Origin of the sequence: Phenylobacterium sp. (assembly GCF_041920015.1) — a bacterium.
GTDB lineage: Bacteria > Pseudomonadota > Alphaproteobacteria > Caulobacterales > Caulobacteraceae > Phenylobacterium.
In genome coordinates this window covers 41534-60328 of record NZ_JAYRST010000010.1, presented here as the reverse complement: position 1 = coordinate 60328, position 18795 = coordinate 41534, and the positions used below count along the sequence as shown (strand labels likewise).

The window sequence follows — 18795 nt, the reverse complement described above, 5'->3', positions numbered from 1 at the left end:
CACGGCTAAGACTCAACCGAGCCAGAAGTCTGTCTGTGACAAGAGTCGATACAGCATTGCGCGCACGTCGCCCGGCCGTACTCCCAGGGTGTCCAAACGCGTAACGTCGCATGTCGGACCGTGGGCTGCTGTATCCGGCCCGGTCAATTCCAGTCGCCAGCCGACCGCCTCGAATACTTGCGCTAGCTCGGCGTTTGAGATCGCTTCACCACGGGCGATGTTGAATATGCCCTCGGCGTCCTGATCCTGTATGGCCAGGAGTGCGGCGATCACATCATCGGCGTGGATATAATCGCGGCCAGTCTGCGGCGAGGCGGTCAGCGTTATGTGACGCTCGCGGCGCGCCCGCTTCAACAGGTCCGAGAGGAATCCCCCAGCGTCCTCGGTCCAATCGAACACGTTAGCCAAACGCGCCACGCTGGCTCGCCCTTCTGATCGCGCCAAGCACAAGTTCTCGCCTAACGCTTTGGAGAGGTCATAGACATTACGCGGCGCGGCGACATCGAATTCCAGCACATCGTCTTCGCGCCCACCGCGCGTGCCCAGACTATCGTAGAGCCGAGTCGAGGACAGATAGACCAGCCGCGAGAACCGCCCCTCTCGCAGCACCTGGTTCAGCAACCCGACGTGAGCATCCACGGTATCGAATGGTCGGACCATGAAGTCACCAGTCAGACCAGCACAATAGAAAATCTTGCCGAGATCGCGCTCAAACATGCCAGCCTCGCCGCGCGCCGGGGCATAAACTTCTTGTTCCCGCGCTTGCAGCGCGGCCACCAGTCGCGACCCAATGAAGCCGCCAGCGCCGATGACCGTGTGCAGTGTCATCGGCCGCGCGCGCCGGTGCGCTGGGCCGGGACGCCAGCATAGATCGAGTAGGGCTCCAAGCGGTCCCGAACGACCGAGCCGGCGGCGACCACGCAGCCCTTGCCGATCACCGCGCCGTCCAGCACGACCACATTAGCGCCCAGCCAGACGTCGTCTTCGATGATGATACCGCCTTTGGAAGGCAGAAACCCCTGGTCACGAATGCGACGATCGCGATCGCCGAACGCGTGATTGGTGGAGGCTAGGGTACAGTTCGCGGCGATCAACACCGCATCACCGATGACGACCCCATTGCCGGTATAGATCACCGTGCCGGAATTGATCGCGCAGTCCTCGCCGATCCGCACCTCACCCGAACCGCCAGCCGGTTTGACCTTCACAAAGGCGTCGATCATCGTCCGCGCACCGATGCTGATCAGAGTGCCGCGGACCGAGGACTCGATGTCGGCCAGCGGCGAAATCCTGGCGGTCGGATCGATCTCAAGCATCAACGCCCTCGAAGTCCTCATACCCCGCATCCCGCGCCGAGATCACCGCAGGCGCCGCCGGCCATTCGATCCCGAACGCCGGGTCGTTCCAGCGGACGCCGCGACCATGGCCCGGCTCGAAGATGCGGTCGATCTGGTAGAGGACGTCGGTGGTGTCCTCAAGGGTGATGAAGCCGTGGGCCATGCCCTGACCGATCAGCAGGGCGCGGCCGTTTTCGGCGGAAAGTTCGGTTCCCACCCAGCGGTGGAAGGTGGGGCTGGCCGGGCGCAGGTCGACGGCGACGTCGAAGATCGCGCCACGGACGACCCGCACCAGCTTAGCCTCTTCGTGTGGCGCCGCCTCGTAGTGCATGCCGCGCAGGGTGTGGGCCAGCGTGTTGCGCGACAGGCTGGTCTGCCGAGGAACGAACGGGTGGCCGGCGGCGGCGAACTCTTCGGGGCAATGCAGGCGTGCGAAGGCGCCGCGCTCGTCGTGCGCCGGTTCGATGTCGACGATGACGACGCCTTCGATGCCGCTCGCCGTGAACCTCATCAGTCGACGACCCGAGTGTCGGGCGAGGCGATCACGAACTGGCCGCCCCAATCCTTGATGTAGGCCAGTTGGCCCATGATCTCGTCCTTCAGGTTCCAAGGCAGGATGACCATGTAGTCGGGACGGATCTCGGCGATCTTCGCCGGGGCGTAGATCGGCACGTGGGCGCCGGGCAGGAACCGGTCCTGCTTGTGCGGATTGGCGTCGAAGGCCGCCACGATGTCGGCCGCGGTGACGCCGGCATAGTTGAGGAAGGTGTTGCCCTTGGCCGCCGCGCCATAGGCCGCGACGGTCTTGCCCTGCGCCTTGGCCTCGGCGAGGAAGGCCAGGAAGCTGTCGCACACAGCCTCGACCCGAGTTGCAAAGCCTTCATAGCCGGAGGGCTTGTCCAGGTCGGCGGCGATCTCCTCGGCCCGCAAGTCGCGCAGGGCCTGGGTTTCCGGGTGATCGGAGGCCAGGTGGGCGCAGAACAGCCGCAGCGAACCGCCGTGCGTAGCGAGCCGTTCGACATCGAACGGGCGCAGCCCGTTGGCGCGCAGCACCTTCTCGACCGCCAACAGCGACAGATACGAATAGTGCTCGTGATAGATCGTATCGAACTGCACCTTCTCGATCAGGTTGAGCAGGTGGGGAAATTCGAAGGTCAGCACGCCCTGGGGTTTCAACACGTGCTGGAAGCCGGCCACGAAGTCGCCGATGTCGGGCACGTGAGCCAGGACATTGTTGCCAGCCATCAGGTCGGCCGCCATCCCGCGGGCCCTCAACGCTCGGCCAGTGGCGTCGTTGAAGAAGGCCACCTCGGTCGGAACGCCCCGTTCGCAGATCGCGACCTCGGCGGTGTTGGCGGTGGGTTCGATACCCAGCACCGGCACGCCCATAGCCTTGAAGTGCTGCAGTAGGTAGCCGTCGTTGGACGCGACCTCGACCACCAGCGATTGGGGCCCGAGACCGAACCGCGCGGCCATCGCCTGCGCATAGCGCTTGGCGTGCGCGACCCAGCTCTCCGAATAGGCCGAGAAATAGGCGTAGCCGGCGTCGAAGATCGCATCAGCCGCGACCGGATCGTCGGCCTGGACCAGGAAGCAGCTTCCGCAGACCCGCGTGTGCAGCGGATAGAAACCCTCGGTCCCGGCGTCGAGCTGGGCCTGGGTCAGGTAGGAATTGGCCAACGGCTGCTTACCCAGGTCGAGGAAGGTCTGGGTCAGCGGCGCACGGCAGAAGCGGCAGGCGGGAACGGTCATCAAAGGCTTTCGTAACGCGAGATCTGGTCGCTGACGAGGCCAAGGGCGTCGCCGCCCTCGGCCTGGGCGCGATACCAGTCCATGGTCCAGTCGACGGCGGCCGGCGCATCGAGACGGCTCTCGAAGCCCAGCACCTGGCGGGCCAGACTGGCGTCTATGCCGAGTGAGCGGGCCTCGATCGAGTTCGGATCGGGTTCATGCCGCCAAGGCTTGGCGCCCAGGGCCTGGGTGGCGCGGGTGGCGAGGTCTCCGACGCTCACCTCGCGCCCGCCGGGACTCGGGCCGAAATTGAGCGCGCGCGGCGCAGCCGGATCGGTCGCCAGCCGCTCCAGATAGACTAGATAGCCGGCCACGCAATCGAGTACATGCTGCCAGGGCCGGGTCGCTTCCGGATGGCGCAGGACGGTGGCGGCCTGGCTGGCGCCGGCACGGACGATGTCAGCCACCAGGCGGTCGCGCGAAAAATCGCCGCCGCCGATGACATTGCCGCCGCGGGCCGTGGCGACCGGCGTGCCGGCCTTGTCGAAGAAGCTGCGGGCGAAGGACTGGGTGACGATCTCGGCCGCCGCCTTAGAGGCCGAATAGGGGTCCTTGCCGCCGAGGGCGTCGCCCTCCTGGAAAGCCCGGCCCTGCTCGTTGTTGGCATAGACCTTGTCGGACGTGATCACCAGCACGGCCCGCAACCCTACCTGGGCGCGCAGAACCTGGAGCAGGTGCGCCGTGCCCATGACGTTCGCGGCGAAGGTTCCGACCGGATCCTCGATCGAGGTGCGCACGATCGGCTGGGCCGCCATGTGCAGCACCAGGTCGAACGCCTCCCCCTTCAAGGCGCGCTCGACCGCCGCGCCGTCGCGCAGGTCGACGAAGCGGCTGGAGGCGACCAGCCTCTCGACCCCGGCCAGGTCGAACAGCGCCGGCTGCTGGTCCGGCGGCAAGGCCAGGCCCGTCACCTGGGCGCCCATGCGGGCGAGCCAGATCGCCGCCCATGATCCCTTGAAGCCAGTGTGCCCGGTCAGGAGGACGCGTTTTCCCGACCAGAAGGCGGGATCTGGCCGCCTCATTTCCAGAGCTTCCACGGCGCTTCGCCCGAGGTCCAAAGGGCTTCGAGGGCGTTCTTGTCGCGCAAAGTGTCCATGGCCGCCCAGAAGCCGTCGTGTGGCCGGGCCATCAGTTGGCCGTCGCGCGCCAAGCCTTCCAGCGGCTCGAGTTCCCAGACCGTGGAATCGCCGGCGATCCGGTCGATCACCGAGGGTTCGAGCACGAAGAACCCGCCATTGATCAGGCCGTTGTCGCCCGGCGGCTTCTCGATGAACCGCTTCACGGCGCCCTCGACGATCTCCAGCGCGCCGAAGCGGCCGGGCGGAGAGACGGCGCTGACCGTCGCCTGCTTGCCGTGCGCCTTGTGGAAGTCGAGCAGGGCGCGAATGTCGATGTCGGCCACGCCGTCGCCATAGGTCAGGAAGAACGGCTCGTCCTTGGGCAGGTAGTCGGCGACGCGCTTGATCCGCCCGCCGGTCATGGTCTCCGCGCCCGTGTCGACCAGGGTGACGCGCCACGGCTCGTGATTGGTGGCGTGGTATTCGACCGAGCCCTTGGCCAGATCGACGGTCAGGTCGGCGTTGTGCAGGACATAGTTGGCGAAGTATTCCTTCACCACATAACCTTTGTAGCCTAGGCATACGATGAAGTCGTTGAAGCCGTAGTGAGAGTAGAGCTTCATGATATGCCACAGGATCGGCCGCCCCCCGACCTCGATCATGGGCTTCGGCTTCAGGTGGCTTTCCTCGGAAATCCGAGTGCCGAGACCGCCGGCGAGGAGGACGGCTTTCATGCTCAAGCGATCCGCTTGACGAAGGCATCAGGCCAATAGGTCACGCGCTCGCTCACTACGCCTTCATTGAACGGGAAGATCGGCTCTTCGACGACGAAGCGCTTGTCCTGCGCCACGAAATCGTGGACCGCCTTCTGAGGATTGTTCCAGTCCCAGTCCTCGGCCGTACGCGGGCCTCCCTTGACCTGGGCCATGATACCATCTGTGGCGACTACATAGGAGCCGACCTCAATCAGTTCGCCATAGAGCCGGAGTTCTTCCAGCACGTGGGCATGGGTGTGATTGGAATCGAGCACCACCAGCGCCTTTTCGCCCGGTCTAATGAGAGCCTTCACCTGCTCAAGGACCTCAGGCGCGGTCGAGGAGCCTTCGATCAGCTCGATGCGTTTCTTCATCGGATGGGCTTCGATGGCCATGCGGTTGTGGGGGCGGATCTCGATGTCGACACCGATCACCCGGCCCTTACCCATCGCCTCGAACAGCGAAGCGTAGAAGATCAGACTTCCACCGTGGGCGACCCCGGTCTCGACCAGGACGTCCGGTTGGAGCGCGTAGATCACCTCCTGCAGGCGGATCATATCCTCCGGCAACTGGATGATCGGCCGGCCCATCCAAGCAAATGAGTAGACGTATTTGGAATCCCAGGTAGCCCGGAGCCAAGCCTTGGAGGCCGCCGCGAAACCTTCCGCACTTGCGAGACTATGGCGAACTTCAGCATCGCCGCTCTTGACGATGACCTCTCCGCGCTCCTCGTCAATGGTGGTAATCAAGCTCTCGGTCCCCTGTGTAGCTATACGGGCGACTAGTTTCGCTAGGCCCGCAGGATTTGCGCTTCTCTTATCGCGTGTCGGCAGAACGATGAAGCTGTATCCAGCATCCTGAAGATCCGACAGAGGGCGCGACTAAGCGCTTAGAATATCAAATGCGTTTGATCGATTTTGTCGTCGTTGGCGTTCAAAAGGCCGGGACCACCGCACTACACGACTACCTCTCTAACGACCCGGCATATGGCATGGCGATAGCGAAGGAAGCTCACTTTTTTGATGACGATTCGCTTAATTGGAAGTCGCCCGCATATGAGAGCTACCATGCACAGTTCGATTGGAACCGCTCTCTAATCCGAGGTGAAGCGACGCCCATCTATATCTACTGGCCAAACTGCCTGGAGCGCATGGCGGCTTACAATCCCGACATGAAGATCGTCGTCATGCTACGCGATCCGGTGGAACGGGCCTGGTCCCATTGGAAGATGGAGGCCGCGCGAGGAGTAGAGTCGCATGACTTCTCATGGTGTATCCGCGAGGGGCGTAGGCGCCTGCAATGCAGAATCCCTTGGGGTGTCGATCGAGAGATTTCCTATGTGGAAAGAGGGTTCTATGGCGAACAACTGGAACGCCTCTTCGGAGTTTTCCCCCCTAGCCAAGTTCTCATCATCGAGGCCGATGATCTAAAGCAAAGGCCTGCAGATCCTCTCGCCCGCCTCAACGCCTTTCTAGGCGCACCATCACCAGCGGCGACCGATCGACGATCGGTCCATGTTGGTCCAGCAAGCTCAGCTTCCCTCTCAAAGCATGACATCGCGTTGATGCGAGAGCTCTACGCTGAAGACAATGCGCGCCTTCATGCCCTGACCGGCATTTCTTACTGACCGGCAACCGCCACTCGCTAAGCCATTAGGCTAATGCTCTCGCTACGCCCTCACTCATGGTTGATGTGGAGCTTCGAGCTCAAGTTTAATTAGCAGTTATCCTCGGTTCCAAGTCAGCCGCTACATTTCACTGACGCCAGCTTTCACGCAAAAAAAAAGAGCCGCCCCAAAGGGCGGCTCCAGAATTCACTCATCTTGGAATTAGATGAAGTCACTTTCATCAACACCGGCTGCGAGCACGCCGGTCAGCTTCACAACAGCCGTAATGGTATTGGAACCATTTCCGTCGGCGAAGATGTAGGTATCCGCACCATTCACGGTAACGGCGACGATGTCACGGTTGGTCCCATCGGTTGCTTCGATCAGCACCTTCGCAGCTGCATAAGCGTCAGCGTAGCTGAGCGCGGTTTGCTCGTCGTAGTTTGCAACGGTCCCGGCGACACCCAGCTTGATGGCATCAACACCTTCGAAGTTGGTGATGACATCAGCCGTCGTGGCGTCAGTCGCTGTAGCCGCCGAGTCGCCGAAGTTGAACACAAAGGTATCAGCAACCCCAACCGTACCGGTCAGTTGGTCAGCGCCAGCACCGCCAATAATCTGGTCACCGCCACCGCCGCCAACGATGGTGTCGTTGCCGTCGCCGCCCGAGAGCGTTTCAACACCAGCGCCGCCGTTGATAACATCGTTACCCGCATCACCGTTGAGCCTGCTGGCTCCAGCACCGCCCGTGATAGTGTCCGCACCGTCGCCACCAGAGATGGTGTCGGTACCGCCACCCGACGAAAGGACGTCGCCATCAGCGCCACCGCTGATGACTTCATTACCCGCGCCACCGGCGATCGTATCGGCACCAGCATCGCCGTTCAGCACGCTGTTACCCGTGCCGCCGGTAATCTGATCAGCACCATCACCGCCGGAAACAGTATCGGTACCGCCGCCCGAGGTGATCGTATCATTGCCGGCGCCGCCGGAAATCACCTCACTACCGGAACCACCAACGATCTGATCGTTACCAGCATCACCATTCAGCACGCTGTTACCAGCCCCGCCCGTGATGGTATCGTTATCGTCACCGCCACTGATGGTGTCAGCACCGCCGCCACTGCTCAGTTGGTCAGCGCCAGCGCCACCAAGGATATAGTCGATACCGATGCCACCGGCGATCGTATCAGCTCCAGCGCCGCCATCCGCCGAGTTCTGCTCCGTAGCAGCCCCAGCGGCCAAGTTGATGTTGTCATTACCATCTTCACCGTAGACGGTGTCGTTACCGTCGCCGGCCGTAACGATATCATCTCCAGCGCCACCATAGATGGCGTCGTTGCCATCCGCGCCACTGATGGTGTCTTTACCATCGCCGCCGTTGAGGGTGTCTGCCCCGACCGAACCCAGGATGCTGTCATTGCCAGCATCACCATAGGCTACACTAGCGTTGGTGCCGTCACCGGTCACGTCGATGATATCATTACCATCGCCGCCCGATACGGTGTCCTTACCACCGGTGTTGGTGATCCGATCATCCCCAGCACCGCCGGACACGCTGTCGTTACCAAGACCGCCATCGAGGGTGTCGTTACCGAGGTCGCCATACAGTTGGTCGGCATCGTCGCCACCATTCAGGCTGTCGTTATCCTGACCGCCAAGAAGGGTATCGCTTCCCTTACCGCCAGTCAGGGTGTCGGCCCCGATGTTGCCGGCGAGCCAGTCGGCATCGTCGCCACCATTGATCACATCATTCCCTTGGCCACCCGACAAGGTGTCAGAACCAGCTTCACCATTGATGGTGTCGTTGCCAGTGTTGCCATTGACGATGTCGTTGCCAGCTCCGGCCGAGATTTGGTCATTGCCAGCGCCACCGAAGACGGTTTCGTTGTCGGTACCGGTACCGACGAAGGTGTCATTGCCGTCACCGCCATCGACCGAATCATTGCCACCCGAGTTGGTAATGTGATCAGCGCCCACTCCTCCCGAAACGGTGTCAGCGCCCGCGCCGCTGCTGATGGTGTCGTCCCCGTCACCACCAAGCAGTTGATCGTTACCTGCGCCGCCAGCAAGGCTATCGTTACCCAAATCGCCGCTGACATAGTCGTCGCCAGCGCCAGCGTCGATGGTATCGGCACCTTGACCACCCAGCAGAGTGTCGTTGCCTTCGGCCGCAAAAATCCGATCGTCACCGATGTTGCCTTGGGCGAAATTGTTGCCAGAGCCCACGGTGATGATGTCATCACCTTGGCCACCGTACATCGAGTCATTGCCCGTGCCGCCGGAAAGGGTGTCGTTACCCTTATTGCCTTGGATCAGGTCGTCGCCCGCATCGCCAACGAAGTTGTCGTTGCCATCATTGCCCCAGAAACCATCCGACAGAGCCGTGCCCAATTGAGCGTCGCTACCCTGACCGCCGATATAGAGCTTCGAGCCATCGGCGAAAGAAGCCGAGGCGACAGCGGCTGGCGTTTGAAACGTCAGCGATTTCCCCGCGAAGACCAGGGTCGCCGTGTGGGTTTCCGGATCCGGGAAGGTGAGGTTGGTGAAAGTTACGACCACCTGCGAGCCGCTAGCTCCCGCAGTCGAAAACTTCAGGGTGTCGGAACCAGTGAACGCATCAGCGTCAGCCTGCGTCATGGTTTCGAAAATGTATTCAGCCATGTTTCTCTCCAGTCTGTGTCACGCGGACCCCCGAAACGCCTGGCCACCATTTTCCAATGGAGCGGTCCCAGCGGTCCTTCCCGCGCCGCAACAGGGTCGTGGCGAAGGTTAAACGAGCCCGAGGAAGACGTATCGGAAGCGGGGGGGATGCGCAACACCAAAAACGGGTGAAAACCCCTGCCAAACGGCGGTGCGCGGGAACGGAATATTAACGATCAATCCTCGCGCAGAGCGTCGCGGATGGTGTCGGTCAGGGGGCTGACGACATAGGACAGAATCGAGCGCCGGCCGGTGACGATCATGGCTTCGGCGGGCATGCCGGGGCTCAGTTTGTCGCCCTTGGGCAGCTTGGCCAGCTCCTGCGGCGGGATTTTCAGATCGGCGCGGAAGTAGCCTTCGCCGGTCTTCTCGTCGACCAGCTGGTCGGCCGAAACGGTGAGCACCGCGGCCTCGACCGGCGGGGTGCGGCGCGCGTTGAAGGCCGACAGACGCACGCGGGCCTTCATGCCCGGATGCACCACATCGATGTCCTGGGGCTTGATTCGCGCCGAGACGATCAGCGGAGCGTTGGCGGGCACCACGCTCATCAGGCGCTCGCCCGGCCCGACGACGCCGCCCACGGTGAACTGGGTCAGGTCGAGCACATAGCCGTCGACCGGCGAGCGGACGGTGGCCGCATCGAGGGTCTGGCGCGCGGCGGCGAGCTTGGGCGTCACCTCGGCCAGGCCGCTCTGCATCTGACGCAGGCCTTCGGCCGCCTGGCTGATGCGCTGTTCCTTCAGGGTGGTGATCTGCAGGCGGGTCTCGCCGATCTGCTCGCGCAGGCGGGTGATCTCGGCCAGCAGCGAGCCCCGGCGGCCGGCAAGGTCGGCCAGGGTGCGCTGATAGCGCAGGATCAGGGTCTTGGGCGCGTAACCCTTCTCGTACAGGGTCTGATAGCCGGCCAGCTCTTCCTTGGTCAGGCGGTCCGATTCGTTGACCGCATCGACCTGAGCCTGGACGCCGCTGATCTGGGTCTCGAGCTGCTGCAGCTTCTGCGCCAGCACCGAGCTCTGGGTCTCGAAGAACTGCAGGCGGGAGGTGAAGAGGAAGTCCTGGTCGCGGATGATTCCGGCCACGCGCGGATCGGCGGCGCGGGAGGTCAGCTCCGGCGGAAACGCGACCGTGCGTTGTCCGGTCGCCTCGGCCTGGAACCGCGCCGACTGCGCCATCAGCGCGTCCTGCTGGTTCTGGAAGACGTCGTTGGTGGCCCGCGGCTGCACCTCGTCGAAGGTGAGCAGCACCTGGTCCTTGCGGACGTGCTGGCCTTCCTTGACCAGGATCTGCCTGACCGTGCCGCCTTGCAGGTGGCGGACGGTCTTGCGGTTGTCCTCGACGCGGACCATGCCCGGCGCCATCACCGCGCTGTCGATCCTGGCGACCGCGGAGAACAGGGTCAGGCCGACGACGAACACCCCGACCACCGCCGCCCCGGCGACGATCGGCTTGCGCATGCGCCGTTCGAGTTCAGGGTCCAGCGGCGCCAGATCCTTGTCGTCGAACGAGGGCGCGACGTACGGCTTGGGCGCGTGAAAATCCATCTTCATCGGCCGGCCTCGATCGCACGCGGGGTTGCAGGCTGAACCACGCGCGCCATCACCTGGTCGCGCGGACCGAACATCTCGATACGGCCGTCACGCAGCATCAGCATCTTGTCGGCGGAGCGGAAGACGCTGGGCTTGTGCGACACGATGACGATGGTCGAACCGCCGGCCTTGAGCGCGTCGAGCGCGCCCACCAGCGCCTCCTCGCCCTCGGCGTCGAGGGCGGCGTTCGGCTCGTCCAGCACGATCAGCCGCGGCTGACCCAGCAGCGCCCGCGCCAGGCCCACGCGCTGGCGCTGGCCGGCCGACAGCACGTGGCCGGCGTCGCCGAGATCGGTGTCGTAGCCGTTCGGCAGGCGCAGGATGAGCTGGTGAACCCCGGCGATCTGGGCGGCCTTCACCACCTGCTCGTCGTCCACGTCGGGGCGGAAACGGGCGATGTTGTCGCGGATGCTGCCGGAGAAGAGCTCGGTGTCCTGCGGCAGGTAGCCGACATGGCGGCCGAACTCGGCGCGGTCCCAGGAATAGACGTCGGCGCCGTCCAGCCGCACGTGGCCGGTGTTCGGCTGCCAGATCCCCACCACCAGGCGGGCCAGCGAGGACTTGCCCGCGCCCGACGGGCCGATGACGCCCAGCATCTCGCCCGGCTCGATCTTGAAGTTGAGGCCCTGCAGCACGAAGCGCGTCGCCCCCTGGGGCGCGAAATTGACGCCCTCGACCGAGAGCTGGCCCAGCGGCTTGGGCAGGGTGGTCGTGGCCTTGGTCGGCTTGTACTCGGCGAACAGGGTGTTGAGCCGCTCATAGGCCCGATAGCCGTTGTTGAGCGAGTCCCAGGAGCCGACCAGCCGTTCGATCGGCTGCAGCGCGCGGGCGGCTAGGATCATGTTGGCGAACAGCAGGCCGGAATGGATCTTGCCCTTGACCACCAGATAGGCGCCCAGGGCGATGATCAGCACCTGGATGCCCTGGCGGATGAACTTGGAGACGTTGCTCAGCACGCTGGCCCGCTCGCTGGCGTTGGCGCTGCGCTCCATGGTCACCGAGCGGAAGGTCGCCCAGCGGGCGCCCAGCGGCTGCACCATGCCCATGGCGCGCACCACCTCGCCATTGCGGAGCGCCGCATCGGTGAAGGCGTAGCTGCGCAGAGCCGCGTCGTTCGCCTCCTTCAGGGCCGGGCGCGTCGCCTTGTCCTGCAGGTAGGCGACCAGGACCAGCAACCCCGCGCCACTCATGGTGACCAGCCCGATGATCGGGTCGATGATGAACAGGATGATCATGAAGACCGGCATCCAGGGCAGGTCGAACACCGTGCCGAAGGCCGGCCCGGTCATCATCTGGCGGAAGCTATCGAGGTCGCGCAGGGCCTGGGAGCGGGCGGCCGGATTGCCGCGGATCACCGAGTCGAACAGCGCCGAGAAAACGCGGCCGGAGACCCGCTGGTCCATGGCCACGCCGTAGTTGATCAGCACCTTGGCGCGGTAGTCGTCGATCAGGCCCGAGATCAGGAAGGCCAGCAGCACCATGAAGGTGAGCACCAGCAGGGTCGGCACGCTGTAGCTGGCCATCACCCGTCCGTAGATCTGGAAGGTGAAGATCGGCAGCGCCAGGTACAGCAGGTTCGAGACCAGGCTGAAGAGGCCCGCATAGGCCAGGGGGGTGTACCCCTCCTTGATCGCGCGGGTCAGCGGATTGTCAGGCAGATCCGCGAGCGGATTGAAGATTTTCATGCGCGCCGCGCTGTTCCGTGGGTGCTCGCCGCCGATGGCCAAGAGGACCATGGCTGATTTGGGTGCTCGAAGTCCAAGGCGGTTTGCGCCAAAAACGCGCGAGACATGCTTGGGCCTCTTAAGGATGTCAATGCTGCACGAAGCCGCGCAGGATTCGCGTGGGACTTGTTGAGGGGCGACCGAGTTCGCCTAAGACGTGAGGAATCGAACCTTTGCCAAGGGTCGCCGTGATCGGGAGCTGCATTACCCGCGATGTGTGGCCGATCGTGGGCGAAGCGCCGCCGCAGGAGCTGCTGTATGTATGCCGCACCAGCCTGCCGAGCCTGCTGGCCGCGCCGCTGGCCGGGGTCGAGTTGGCGCCGCCGGCGCCGGAACTGGCCGATTTCCCTTACCGGTCCATGGTCGCGGACCTGACCAAGACCGCCCTGGCCGCCCTGGTCGCCTGGCGGCCCACGCACCTGATCTTCGACTTCATCGACGAACGGCTGGACATCCTCTCGGTCGGCGGGACGCTGGTGACCCATAGCTGGGAGCTGGACGTCAGCGGCTTCCTGGCGCAGCCGGTCTTCGCCGTCGCCCGCACGATCGCGCGGGCGACGCCGGCCAGCGACCTGCTCTGGAAACAGGCGATGCGCGAGATGGCCGGCCTGATCGCCTCGACCCCGCTGGCCGATGCGACGCTGATCCTGCACGAGGCGCAGTGGGCCACGCGCCACCTCGATCAGGACGGCCAGGTCCGCGACCTGCCCGAGGAGGTCGAGATCTTCACCGGCAAGCGCGGCCGGATCGCCGACCACAACGCCACCCTCGCCTACTACCAGGATTCGTTCCTGGATCTGCTGCCCGCCGCGCGGCGGGTCGCCGTTCCGCCGGAGCTGCGGATCGCCGACGCCGGGCATCGTTGGGGCCTCAGCCCGTTCCATTACGTGGAAGCCTATTATCGCGAGGCCCACGCCCAGCTTCAGGCGCTGGGGGTCTGAGTCCCTTCCCGCCGGGCCCAGTGCTCGAGCGGGGTCATGCCGACGCTCTCGGCCAGGGTTCCCAGCAGATCGACCTCGACGCGGCCAGGCATGGGCTCGCCGATCGCCCAGGCGCCGCCCTGGAGGTAGTCGATCAAGAGATTACGGCCGGGCTCGAGCTGGTCGCCGCGCAGGGCGGCGTAGCGCTGGGCGTCGAACCAGGGGCTGGGATGACGCCCCTCCGCCCCGCCGGCGACGACGTAGTGGGTGAGCGGCTCCAGCCGGCTTTCGCCCACATCGGGATATTCCGCCCCGTACCAGCGCGGATCGAAGAGGGGGTGAGGCTTCAGGCCGGCCGCGCTCCCCGAAACGATATAGTGGACCAGCGGCGGCCCTTCCGGCGCGCCGGCCGCGGCCATCTGGGCGAGGTAGACATCGGGCGCGAACAGCGGGTGCGGGCTCATGCCGCGCCGCCAGCCTTCATACAGATAGTGCCGGAGGGGATTTGCGCCCGAGGCGATCAGGTCGGGCGCCTGGCGTACATAGTACTCGATGCTGAACAGCGGATGCGGGTCGCAGCCCTGCGCCGCCCCCACGCGAACGAAATGCTCCAGCGGGCCAAGGCCGGTCCGCGCCAGGTCGGCGGCGTTGCGTTCGGCGTAGAAGGCGCCGTCGAACAGCGGGTGCGGGCTGGCCCCTTCCGCTGCGCCGTGGACCAGGTAGTGCGTCAGGGGACAGCCGCGCGAGGCGGCCAGGTCCGGGCGGCCGGCGACATACCAGGCCTGGTCGAACAGCGCGGCCGGCTGCACAGCCGGATCGGGGCCGCGGCGCGCATAGGCGGCCATGGCCCGCAGGCCGCCTGCGGCAGGATCCCACAGGCCCGAGCGGGCGATCACCAGGGCGCGGCCCAGCGAACGCAGCTTTTCCAGCGCCTTGTCGAGGCGCGCGTCCAGCCGGCTGCGACGACGCGGGCGCGCATGGCGAGCAGCGGCGGCGCGATAGCCCGCCAGGGCCAGCGCCCTTGCGTCCGCCTCGCTCCGCTCGCGCGCCATGAGGGCGCCGGTCAGGGCCTCGCCCAGCCGCGCCCGCGCGACGCCGGCCTCGGCCTCGTCCCGCTGGAAGCCGGCGCGGGCCGCCGCATAGAGCCGCGCCAGGGCCTCGACCTTGGCGACAAGGTCTTCGCCCGCCACGGCGCCGTCCGCCTGCGTCATCGCCGCCTCCGTCACGCTGCGCCCGCGTCTTCGTCTTGCCCGGCCTCGAGCCAGGCCTTGAACCCGTCCGCTGCGAACGGGTCGGCGAACCTTGCCTGCAGGTCGGGCCGCTCGCGCCAGGCCAGGCGGTGCGCGCGCGCGATCGGCGTTCCGTCCGAATAGACGCCATAGGCCCAGTAGCCGGCCGGGATCGGCGCGGCCGCGGCGGCGACCTGCTCCTTGTACCAGCGCCAGATCTCGTAGACCGCCGAGGAGCCCTGGGCGTAGCGCCGCGTCATCGCATCGCCCGTTGGGCCAAGCTTGGTGAAGTGCCAGAACCGCAGCGGAAAGCCGTTGACGCCGATAGCGCCGTCGCGGCCGATCTCCACCCGCCGCTGGCTGAGATTCCAGGAGGCGACATTGTAGCCGGGATCGCGCACCACCCCGACCTTGTCGAACAGCGCCGGGACGTGATCGCACCACTTCTGGTCCACGAAGAGGCCGGCGGGAATGTCGTCGTAGCAGAACTCCAGCAGCCTGGACCTCCACCAGTCGGCAAAGCGCAGCCCCTCTCCCGCGGCGCGGATCGCCACGAAGCCCAGGTTGAAGATGCCGGTGCGCGAAGCCGAGAGGTCGTTGTCGAGGATCGCCTGGCGCTCGGTGTTCGGATCGAGCAGGTGTGGCGTCAGCAGGATGTTGTCGCGCTCCAGCCGCTCCAGCAACGGCGAGAGGCTCTCGAAAAGAGCGGTGTCGGGGTCGAGATAGATCACCACCTCGGCCGTCTCGCAGGCCTGGCGGATGAAGGGGCCCTTCACCGCCGTACAGACCTCGACCACATCATGCTTGAAGAGCCAGCCCCGCAGGTCCGGAATGTCGAGGTCCGTCGCATAGACGACCCGGTCGAACGCCTCGTCCTCGACCCGCAGGGTGAAGCCGGGGGGCGGCTCGTCGGTGATCAGGGCCACCAGGTCCCAGTCCGGGTGGAACCGGCGCAGGCTGGCGAACAGCACGCGGGCGCGGTCCAGATAGCCGAAGGTGAAACTGGAGAAGCAGGTGACCTTCACGACTGGTCCTCCACCAGCTCGGCCGTCAGGCTGCTATAGGTCATGTCGTAGGTTCGCGCGCCGCGCGCCGTGCGCGCCAGTTGCAGAATTTCTCCGCTTTCGAACCAGGCCTCCAGCGTCCGGGCGTCGGGCAGGACGAGGCCGTGACCCTGCGCGGCGAAGGCGGCGACATTGCCGCTGTCGGGGCCGGTCAGCACGGCGGCGCCGGCCGAGGCCGCTTCATAGGCGGCGAAAGAGAAGGTCTCCAGGCACAGCGACCAGATCATCGCCACGTCGACCTCGTGCTCCAGCAGGGCCCGGCGCATGGCCAGGAGATCGTCCGCCGTGACCGTCACCGGCACGTGCCGGGCCAGGGCGCCGGCCATCGGCTTCGAGGCCATGTGCAGGAACTCGTAACGCGCGTCGGCGGCGAAACGTGCGGCCAGGTGGCGGAAGATCGGCCATCCCTTGTGCAGGGTCGGGGTGCCCGGAAAGGCGATCCGCAAGGGGCCGGGCTGCGCGTCGACGATCTCGCCAGGCGAAGAAAGCCGCACGTGCGGCAGCACCACTTCGCCGCAGGCGTCGAGGTCCCCGCCTGCGCGCCAGGCGTCCAGCGCGACCTGAGAGGGCGCGGCGACGATGAGGTCCAGGCGCTCGAACAGGCGGCGATGCTCGGCCACGTGCGCGGCGCGGGCCGGGCCGTAGACGCAGACGCCGCAGGCCGGGCTGCCCTGGGGCGGGGCGCCGCAGGATTCGATGTCGTTGCGCAACAGATGGATGCCGGCGCAGAGCCCGCCCATGTCGTGCAGCCAGAAATAGCCGCCGTTCAGGCCGGCGGCGCGGGCGATGTCGGCCACGTCGCGGCTCGAATGGCCGAGCATGTTGTGGATCGCCAGGCTGCCGGGGCCTGGCGGCCGCGCGGCCTTCAAGGCCTCGACGATCGCCGCCGGGACGAAGGCGCCGAGCGCCTGGCCGTTGAGCAGCACGCCCATCGGCGCTTCGGTCGGCCCGCTGCGCACGGTCGGCCAGCCGTTGACCGGATACACATGCAGGTGGTTGCGCCCCATCGCCGCGAACTGGGCGGACTCGCGCTGGACGCAGAGCTGGGAGCCGCCGACCGAGCGGCTGTAGTCGTCCTGGCCGAAGGTGAGGTGCAGCCCGCGCCGCTCCGCCGAGGCCAGGGCCGCGATCAGGTCGGCCGCGGTCCGCAGTTCGACCGGCCGCGCCCAACGGCGCGAGTCGGCCAGCCGCTCGGCGAACGGCTTGAGCTGGGCCAGCGCCTCCTCGCGGAAATCCCGCGCGACCTTGGTCTCACGGCCTTCGGCGCGACCTTGCAGAACATAGTGCAGGAAGGGATGGACGCCGCTGGCCGCGACGTCGGGATTGAGCGTCAGGTAGTCGGCCACGGAGAAATCATGGCTGGGATCGCGCCCCTCGCGCCAGCCATGCACCAGGAAGTGCAACAGCGGATCGGCGCCGCTCTGCGCCACGTCATGATTGACCGCCAGGTAATAGCGAACGTCGAACCCGGTGCGGGCCGCGGCCAGTTCGGCGTCGGAGAACCGCGCCGGACGCCGGGCGGCGCGCTGCTGTTCAGTAAGGGCGTGATAGCCGGCCGCCAGGCGGGAGGCGGCGATCTCGCGCCCCTCGCGCCAGCCGCGCGAAAGATAATGGGCGAACGGATTGCCGTCCGTCGCAGCGACATCGGGATGGGCGTCGAGATAGGCCTGGGTCGAGAACCACGGCGCCGGATCGCGGCCTTCACGCCAGCCGGTCAGGTCGTAGTGCCGCGCCGGATCGACCTCGTCATAGCTGAGGTCGGCATAGACCTGGCGGTAGAATTCACCGTCCACCGCAACGAGCATCAGGCGATGGGCGCGGTCGGTTGAGGCCGTGGCGGCCATGCTGCGAATTTCTCCCGCGGGGCGAGGTCCGGGTTTGCAACAGATGGACCGGCCGATCAACCGCCCGGCCTTGCAGCCCGGCGCGAGCGGCCATACAGCGGAAGCGAACTTGCGCCGCGGGGGCCGCAGGCGGGACAGAACGATGCGACAGACCTCCGAACGCGCGGCCTATCTGGTGCTGGGCATGCACCGGTCCGGCACCTCGGCCACGGCGCAACTGCTGGCGCTGGCCGGCGCCGAACTGCCCGACAACGTGATGCCGGGCGACGAGCACAATGCGAAGGGCTATTTCGAGCCCTGGAAGATCTCGGTCTTCAACGACCAGCGGCTGCGCGCGGCGGGCAGCGCCTGGGACGATCCGTTCAACCTGCCCTATCAGCCGCTGGCCCCCGAGCCCGAGGCCGAGTGGAAGGCCCGCGCCGTCCAACTGTTCCGCGCCGAGTTCGGCGAGGCGATCCATCCGCTGCTGAAGGACCCCCGCGTCTCGGTGCTGCTGCCGATGTGGCGCGAGGTGCTGGAAGCCGCGGGCGTCGGCGCCCGTGTGGTGATCCCGGTCCGCCATCCGCTGGCGGTGGCCGGGTCGCTGGCGCGGCGCGACCGCTTCCCGGTGGAGAAGTCGGTGCTGCTCTGGACGCTCTACATGCTGGCGGCCGAGGCCGGATCGCGAGATCTGCCGCGCGCCTTCGTCTCCTATGACAACCTGCTCGCCGACTGGCGCTCGGAGGTCGCGGCCATGGAGCGGGCGCTGGGCGCGCCCTTGCCGCGCCTGACCGAACGCGCCGCCGCCGAGATCGACGGCTTCCTCTCCCCGGACCTGCGCCACAACGCCGGCGAGGGCGCCCTGGCCGATACGCCGCTGGTCGGCCCGATGGCCCAGGAGGTGCTGGACTGGTTCACCGCCGCCGCAGCCGGCCAGGCGCCCGATCGCGCGCCGCTGGACCGAGCGGCCGCGAAGATCGCTCAAATGCGGACAGAGATGGGCGTATTGGTCACACCGGTGACCAGCACTCTCGATTCGACCCGCGCCGACCTGCTCTACGAACGCCAGCTCGCGGCCCTGCGCGAACAGAAGATTCGGGCGCTGGAGGACGAGATCGACGCCCTGCGGCGCGAACGCGCGCATATCGAGGCCGTAGTCGACACGACCCTCGCCGGCCGCTAAGCAGCCCGTCCGAGAG

The 18795-nt window shown here is 66.0% G+C and carries 16 protein-coding genes; 3 read left to right on the top strand and 13 right to left on the bottom strand.

All coding sequences use genetic code 11. The features are described from left to right. Positions 1-12: 12 nt before the first annotated feature. The 7 genes from ACE3TL_RS03945 to ACE3TL_RS03915 are packed head-to-tail and all read right to left on the bottom strand — an operon-like array spanning position 13 to position 5690. Positions 13-828, bottom strand: a complete 816-nt coding sequence (locus ACE3TL_RS03945) for an NAD-dependent epimerase/dehydratase family protein (RefSeq protein WP_374577424.1) — start codon at positions 826-828, stop codon at positions 13-15. Then, the gene (locus ACE3TL_RS03940) at positions 825-1316 is read right to left on the bottom strand and encodes a DapH/DapD/GlmU-related protein (RefSeq protein WP_374577423.1); all 492 of its coding nucleotides are present in this window, start codon (positions 1314-1316) and stop codon (positions 825-827) included. The genes ACE3TL_RS03945 and ACE3TL_RS03940 overlap by 4 nt, the downstream gene beginning before the upstream one ends. Next, positions 1309-1848, bottom strand: coding sequence for a dTDP-4-dehydrorhamnose 3,5-epimerase family protein (locus ACE3TL_RS03935; RefSeq protein ID WP_374577422.1), 540 nt, complete (start codon positions 1846-1848; stop codon positions 1309-1311). Before ACE3TL_RS03935 ends, ACE3TL_RS03940 begins: the two co-directional genes overlap by 8 nt. Further along, positions 1848-3089, bottom strand: a complete 1242-nt coding sequence (locus tag ACE3TL_RS03930; RefSeq protein ID WP_374577421.1) for a methyltransferase domain-containing protein — start codon at positions 3087-3089, stop codon at positions 1848-1850. Before ACE3TL_RS03930 ends, ACE3TL_RS03935 begins: the two co-directional genes overlap by 1 nt. Further along, entirely contained in the window at positions 3089-4150 is a 1062-nt protein-coding gene (rfbG, locus tag ACE3TL_RS03925) for a CDP-glucose 4,6-dehydratase (RefSeq protein WP_374577420.1), read from the bottom strand. Before rfbG ends, ACE3TL_RS03930 begins: the two co-directional genes overlap by 1 nt. Further along, positions 4147-4920, bottom strand: a complete 774-nt coding sequence (gene rfbF, locus ACE3TL_RS03920; RefSeq protein ID WP_374577419.1) for a glucose-1-phosphate cytidylyltransferase — start codon at positions 4918-4920, stop codon at positions 4147-4149. Before rfbF ends, rfbG begins: the two co-directional genes overlap by 4 nt. Positions 4921-4922: 2 nt before the next feature. After that, a complete protein-coding gene (locus tag ACE3TL_RS03915) occupies positions 4923-5690 on the bottom strand; it encodes a cephalosporin hydroxylase family protein (protein ID WP_374577418.1) in 768 nt (255 codons plus the stop codon). 152 nt (positions 5691-5842) lie between these two features. Between ACE3TL_RS03915 and ACE3TL_RS03910 the strand changes: the two genes are divergently transcribed. After that, positions 5843-6568, top strand: a complete 726-nt coding sequence (locus ACE3TL_RS03910) for a sulfotransferase (protein ID WP_374577417.1) — start codon at positions 5843-5845, stop codon at positions 6566-6568. A gap of 201 nt (positions 6569-6769) precedes the next feature. Here the strand turns inward: ACE3TL_RS03910 and ACE3TL_RS03905 are convergent, their stop codons facing one another. The 3 genes from ACE3TL_RS03905 to ACE3TL_RS03895 form a co-directional block, all read right to left on the bottom strand. Next, positions 6770-9211, bottom strand: coding sequence for a calcium-binding protein (locus ACE3TL_RS03905; protein WP_374577416.1), 2442 nt, complete (start codon positions 9209-9211; stop codon positions 6770-6772). A gap of 215 nt (positions 9212-9426) precedes the next feature. After that, the gene (locus tag ACE3TL_RS03900; RefSeq protein WP_374577415.1) at positions 9427-10797 is read right to left on the bottom strand and encodes an HlyD family type I secretion periplasmic adaptor subunit; all 1371 of its coding nucleotides are present in this window, start codon (positions 10795-10797) and stop codon (positions 9427-9429) included. Then, positions 10794-12521: a type I secretion system permease/ATPase gene (locus ACE3TL_RS03895; RefSeq protein WP_374577414.1), complete on the bottom strand. Its 1728-nt coding sequence runs from the start codon at positions 12519-12521 to the stop codon at positions 10794-10796. The genes ACE3TL_RS03900 and ACE3TL_RS03895 overlap by 4 nt, the downstream gene beginning before the upstream one ends. Before the next feature lie 212 nt (positions 12522-12733). Here ACE3TL_RS03895 and ACE3TL_RS03890 point away from each other — a divergent pair, with 212 nt between their 5' ends. Then, positions 12734-13501, top strand: a complete 768-nt coding sequence (locus tag ACE3TL_RS03890; RefSeq protein ID WP_374577413.1) for a DUF6270 domain-containing protein — start codon at positions 12734-12736, stop codon at positions 13499-13501. Here the strand turns inward: ACE3TL_RS03890 and ACE3TL_RS03885 are convergent. From ACE3TL_RS03885 to ACE3TL_RS03875, 3 genes are read right to left on the bottom strand one after another with little or no spacing between them, the layout of a single operon-like run. Beyond that, positions 13483-14691: a hypothetical protein gene (locus ACE3TL_RS03885; RefSeq protein ID WP_374577412.1), complete on the bottom strand. Its 1209-nt coding sequence runs from the start codon at positions 14689-14691 to the stop codon at positions 13483-13485. The two genes, ACE3TL_RS03890 and ACE3TL_RS03885, sit on opposite strands and share 19 nt — an antisense overlap. Before the next feature lie 11 nt (positions 14692-14702). Further along, the gene (locus ACE3TL_RS03880) at positions 14703-15734 is read right to left on the bottom strand and encodes a hypothetical protein (protein ID WP_374577411.1); all 1032 of its coding nucleotides are present in this window, start codon (positions 15732-15734) and stop codon (positions 14703-14705) included. After that, positions 15731-17617, bottom strand: a complete 1887-nt coding sequence (locus tag ACE3TL_RS03875; RefSeq protein WP_374577410.1) for a hypothetical protein — start codon at positions 17615-17617, stop codon at positions 15731-15733. The genes ACE3TL_RS03880 and ACE3TL_RS03875 overlap by 4 nt, the downstream gene beginning before the upstream one ends. Before the next feature lie 142 nt (positions 17618-17759). Here ACE3TL_RS03875 and ACE3TL_RS03870 point away from each other — a divergent pair, with 142 nt between their 5' ends. Then, entirely contained in the window at positions 17760-18779 is a 1020-nt protein-coding gene (locus ACE3TL_RS03870) for a sulfotransferase family protein (protein ID WP_374577409.1), read from the top strand. The last annotated feature ends 16 nt before the right edge of the window (positions 18780-18795 follow it).